At 55.5% G+C, this 5,761-nt stretch carries 2 protein-coding genes; both read right to left on the reverse strand.

Going from position 1 to position 5,761, the window contains the following annotated elements; translation table 11 throughout:
• Window positions 1–109 precede the first annotated feature (109 nt).
• Window positions 110–958 carry an MqnA/MqnD/SBP family protein gene (locus AACZ40_RS27855; protein ID WP_291177645.1) on the reverse strand — a complete coding sequence of 283 codons (849 nt, stop codon included), beginning with the start codon at window positions 956–958 and terminating at the stop codon, window positions 110–112.
• 554 nt (window positions 959–1,512) lie between these two features.
• The gene (hrpA, locus tag AACZ40_RS27860) at window positions 1,513–5,517 is read right to left on the reverse strand and encodes an ATP-dependent RNA helicase HrpA (RefSeq protein ID WP_291177648.1); all 4,005 of its coding nucleotides are present in this window, start codon (window positions 5,515–5,517) and stop codon (window positions 1,513–1,515) included.
• Window positions 5,518–5,761 lie beyond the last annotated feature (244 nt).

Raw genomic sequence — 5,761 nt, forward strand, 5'->3', positions numbered from 1 at the left:
CAGGCTCTGCAGATATCCTGATGAGCTGGATTCACTCATCACATACACCTTCTCTCTATATGAAACAGGACAGCCCGAAAACAACATTGCCCGGGCTGCCACTGAAGTCTTAACCAATAAATTCCAGTTTGACCGGGTTGGGGATAATGCCCGCTTCGTAACCCCGCTTCAACAGTTCAGCGACGGCTTCCCGTCCCTTTTCGCCGAAGTCCAGGGTCCAGTCGTTGACATACATGCCTACGAATTTGTCAGCACTGTCCCGGTTCAGATCGCGACCGTACTGCAAAGCATGATCCAGCGCTTCACCCCGATGTTCCAGGCCATATTCGATGCTGCGTTTCAGAATGGCGGTGACTTCTTCCATCATCTCCTGTCCCATGTCTTTGCGAATTGCATTCGCACCGAGGGGCAGAGGCAGGCCGGTTTCTTCGTACCACCACTGGCCCAGGTCGACGACCAGTTTCAATCCCTGGTTGCCATAAGTCAGCTGACCTTCATGAATGATCAGGCCCGCGTCGAACTTGCCTTGTTCGACCAGGTTCAGGATTTCGTCGAAGGGATGCTCTTCGTATTCGAAGTCATCGCCCAGCAGTAATTTGAGCGCCAGAAAGGCGGTGGTCAGCTTACCGGGAATGGCGATTTTTTTGCCCCGCAGATCGTCAATACTCCACTCTTCGCGAGCCACAACCATCGGGCCATATTTGTCACCCATCGAGGCACCACAGGAGCAGATCGCGTAGGTATCCGTCAGGTAAGCATAACCATGCAGGCTGACAGCCGTCAGCTCCAGTTCGGCATTGAAGGCCCGTTGATTGAGCGATTCAATATCCTGTAACTCGTGAGTAAATCGATACTTACCAGTTTCGATCTTGTCATTGGCCAGGGCATGAAACATAAAGGCATCGTCCGGATCGGGACTGTGGCCTACCTGAATTAATACTTTTTCATCTGTCATCATGGATCACACACAAATAAATGGAGTCTTGGTGAATATGTAAACGATTGATCGCCGGCGGAAACACCAGCTTCAACAGCAGACTATATAAGCTGAAAAGCGTTGCAGAACACTATAGAGAGTTCCCCGCCACTTAGCCACCTTGCAGCGTGAACAACTTATAAAGCCGGGCACCGAGGGCTCCTGAAACGCAACCAGCGATTCAAATAAGTGAAACCATACATCCAGTTGCGTGTATTCTTGCACATGTGTCGATTGATTGACGACCACGAAAACCCAAAACCAGCCATCAGAAAGATCGGGTAGCCCCGAATGCAATTCGGGGTTGTCGCAGACAACAGGAAACTGTCAGGGCAAACATTCAACTCAGGGAAACAATACCAACCCCATCAAAGTAGGGCGCGGACCCATGTGTCCGCCCGCCTGGCGAAAGTCGCCCCGGATTTATCTCTGGAACGGGTCCATTAAGAACGTTCGCAGTATGGCAATGCAAAGTCAGTCGCTGCCCGGATTCATCGCTTCTACTGACAGTTTCCTCCTTCGCATGGCAGCAAAAATCAGTCCCTTACCGCGGCCCACTGCTGGTCCAGGATTTTCGGCGAGACCTTTAAAGCCGTGCCCAGCTTCTGGGCGAACAGGGAGACCCGTAATTCTTCCAGCATCCAGCGGAACTTGATCAGCTGCGGATCCACGATTTCCCGCTCGTGATGCTGTCGGGCCCGCTGTGAATAGAGTTCGAAGTAACGCGAGATACTGCGAATGTTCGCGATGTCTTTCTGCAGACCCGTTCCTCCCAGCTTGCTCAACCGCATCTCCATGCCCTGCAGATAGCGCGGGAACTGCTGCAGCCACGGGTAAGGCGTGCTCACCAGGAATCGGTTGTTGATCATCGCATTCAACTGGGCCCGCATGTCGTGCAGCGGCTCACTCCAGGCTGGCACCTTGGTCTTATCGAGGGTCACCTTCATTTTGTGATACTGCTCAAACAGGCCCGGCAGCAGACTGGCCAGGTCCTGTGCGGCGACCGGAATCTGGTTCCGCCACTCTTTCACCAGTTGACGGTACTCTGCCTCGTTCCGCGGCAGTCGTTCTTTTTGTCCAAACAGGGTCCGCTCTGCCAGCAGTTCGACCAGTTGTTCCCGCAGATTGATCCCGCCAATCGCGGTCGCATACAATGAGATTCGGTTCAGATCGGGTAAATGCTCGACCTGGGCTTTCAGTCGCTTGTGTTCCGACAGGACAAACAACCGCCGCAAACCAAACCGCGTTTCGTAAGCTGCCCGCTCCGGTGCATCACGCAGACAGAGCGCTACTGTCGTCTGTTCATCCACTAAACTGGGGAAACCTGTCAGCGAAAGTTGATCGTGCTGAATCTGGACCTCTGCCGGAAAATCACCGAACGTCCAGTCCGTCAGCCCGGACTGACTCCAGTGGTCATCCGAGAGTGCCGTGAAACTGCTGGCGGCTTTCGAACCGTATTCCTGTCGCAGCTGAGTCAGATTCCGATTGACGGCGATCGCGGCGCCTCCCTGGTCCAGCACGCGAATATTCATCTGCAGATGCTGAGGCAGGCGTTCGATCTCAAACTGGTCCGCGGTAATCCGTTCGCCCGATATCTGCGAGAGCATCTCCGCCACCGTCTCTTCAAACGAACCTTTGCCGAACTCCAGCTTGCTGACGACCTGCTTTGCCGTCTCCGGTGCCGGCACCAGCATCCGGCGGACCGCCTTGGGCAGCGCCTTGATCATCGCGGCCACTTTTTCTTCCAGCAGTCCCGGCACCAGCCAGCCCAGCCGTTGCGGCGACAGTTGATTCAGACTCTCCTGCGGAATCGAAACGGTGACGCCGTCTTCCTCGGTACCAGGCTCCAGATGATATTCCAGCGGGAACTGCATCTTGCCCATGTTGATCGCGTCCGGGAATTCGCCCGCATCGATCTCTTCGCTCTGCGTATCGAAAAAATCTTCGAGTCGCATATTCAACAATGTCGGCGTTTTGCGGCTGGCGACTTTCCACCACTTCTTCAGGCTCACGCCATCATACACGTTTTCCGGAATCCGCTGATCGTAAAATGCGAACTGCTGTTCCTGCGAAGGAATCAGGTCGTACCGTCGCGACCGGGCCTGCTGCTGTTCCAGATCTTCGATGAATTTCTGATTGTGCGCCAGAAAATCGACATTGATATTAATGTCACCTTCGACGAGGCCGTACTGCAGCAGCAGCGTCCGTGAATGTTCGGGATCAATCTTTCCGTAATGCACGGAACGTCGGGGCACGATGGTCAGGCCGAACAGCGTCACTTTTTCCGCAGCGACCGCCGAGCCCGCTTCGCCGTTCCAGCGGGGATCGCTCCAGCTCTTCTTCACCAGGTGCGGGGCCGCTGGCTCAATCCAGTTGGGTGAAATCTTCGCAACGGTCCGCGCGTAGCGTTTACTCGTTTCGATCAGCTCGGCAGAAATGATCCACTTTGGTTTCTTCTCAAAAATTCCCGAGCCAGGCCAGAGAAAATACTTCTGCTGTCCTGCGCCCGTGTATTCGTGCGAATCCGAACGCATGGCGATGTTCGAGAGCAGGCCGGGCAGCAGCGCTCGATGAATGGCCGCCGAATCGTCTTTCCGTGGATGCGGTTTGATCCCGCTCTCTTCCACCAGCTGACGCAGTTGACGGAAGATGTCCGCCCACTCCCTCAGCCGGTTGTACGACAGGAAATTCTGCACACAGGCGCGTCGCAGCTTGCTGTGTGACTGCTCTTCTTTCAACTTGTGATAGAAGTCCCACAGTTTGAGGAAGCTGAGGAAATCCGAATCGGGATCGCGAAACTGCTGGTGTGCTTCGTCGGCGGCCTGCTGTTTTTCAATCGGCCGTTCCCGCGGGTCCTGCAGTTCCAGGGCCGCCGCGATGATCAGAATTTCGTGCAGACAGTTTTCGTCATGCGCTGCCAGAATCATCCTCGCAATCCGCGGGTCGACCGGCAGACGACTGATCTTGCGACCAATGTCCGTCAGCCGATTCTGTTCGTCAATCGCCCCCAGTTCATACAGCGTGCTGTAGCCATCGCGGATTGCCGTTGGTTTAGGCGGATCGATAAACGGGAACTCTTCAATCGCCCCCAGCCTCATGTTCAGCGTCTGCAGAATGACCGACGCCAGGTTGGTTCGCAGAATTTCAGGCGACGTGAATTCATCGCGGCTCTTATAGTCGGCTTCGCTGTAAAGCCGGATACAGATCCCCGGTGCGACACGACCGCAGCGACCGGCCCGCTGATTGGCGGACGCCTGCGACACCGCTTCAATCGGCAGACGCTGCACCTGTGACCGACTGGAATAACGGCTGATGCGTGCCAGCCCGGTATCGATCACATAGCGGATGCCGGGCACCGTGATCGACGATTCCGCGACGTTCGTCGCAATCACAATCCGCCGATACGAAGAAGGGCGGAAGACTTTATTCTGTTCCGCCGTCGACAGTCGCCCGTAGAGGGGCACAATCTCGGTCTGCTGTCCGCCGTCATCGCCGATGATCGACCGACCCCGCAGCAGTTTGGCCGTCTCGCGAATATCCCACTCGGTCGCCACAAAAATCAGGATGTCGCCGTCATCAATGGCCGCCAGTTCGTTGACCGCATCCGCCAGCTGCGACTGTTCGTCGCGTGAATTGTTCTGTGACTTATTGCCGGCTTCTTTGCCTGCCTCTTTACCAGCCGGTTCGTCATCAAAGGGACGATAGCGGATCTCAACCGGATACGTGCGGCCCGAGACATTCAGAATCGGCGCGGGTCCTTCGCGGCTGGCAAAATGTTCGCTGAAGCGTTCCGCGTCAATCGTCGCCGAGGTGATGATCACCCGCAGGTCTCTGCGTTTGGGCAGCAGACGTTTGAGAAAACCCAGCAGAAAGTCAATGTTCAACGAGCGTTCGTGAGCTTCATCGATGATGATTGTATCGTACTGATTGAGGAAGCTGTCGGTCTGGGTCTCTGCCAGCATGATGCCATCGGTCATCAGTTTGATATAGGTATTCGGGTTGGTCGTGTCGGTGAAGCGAATCTTGAAGCCACAGGCGGTTCCCTGTTCGCGGCCGAGTTCTTCCGAGATGCGGGCGGCGACCGAACGGGCGGCGATCCGGCGGGGCTGCGTATGCCCGATGATGCCGCTGATCCCGCGACCCATTGACAGTAACAGCTTGGGCAACTGTGTCGATTTCCCCGATCCGGTCTCCCCGCAGACGATGACCACCTGGTTCTCTTCAATTGTCTTCTGGATGGAGTCCAGTTCTGCATGGATCGGCAGACTCTGATCAAAGGTGATTTTGGGACAGAGTTTGAGCCGTTCTTCGCGGCGGGCCAGTGATTTCTCCAGTTCGTCCCGCAGCTGCTGCAGATTTTTATCGAACGGCTTTTTGTCTTTTTGTGCCTGTCGGATCGACCGCAGCCGTTGTGAGAGCCGAAACTGATCCCCGGCCATCGCACGCGCGATCAACGCCGGCAGTTCCGACAGCGCAGCAGTGGAAGCCTCACTGGCAGCACCAGCGTCAGCAGCAGCCGAATTCACATCACCGCGGGACATCAGACATCAACAGAAAAAGAAACAGGACCAGCCAACAGGGTTGACCCGCATTATGAAACGAAAGTTCGGCAGCGCGAAGGGTTTCAGGCGGGTTTTGTGGGAATAGTTCAACGGAACATGAGAAAGAGAGCCATTCAGGACCAAAACCAGATGATATTGTGTTCCGGCCGGGTAGCCCCGAATGCAATTCGGGGTTGTCGCAGACAACAGGAAACTGTCAGAGCAAGCAGTCAAACCAGGGAAA

The sequence above is a fragment of the uncultured Gimesia sp. genome, assembly GCF_963972345.1.
Taxonomy (GTDB): domain Bacteria; phylum Planctomycetota; class Planctomycetia; order Planctomycetales; family Planctomycetaceae; genus Gimesia.

Excerpts from the sequence above, each read along its gene's own strand:
- AACZ40_RS27855 (WP_291177645.1), bottom strand. The coding sequence starts at position 958 with ATGATGACAGATGAAAAAGTATTAATTCAGGTAGGCCACAGTCCCGAT.
- hrpA (WP_291177648.1), bottom strand. The coding sequence starts at position 5,517 with ATGTCCCGCGGTGATGTGAATTCGGCTGCTGCTGACGCTGGTGCTGCC.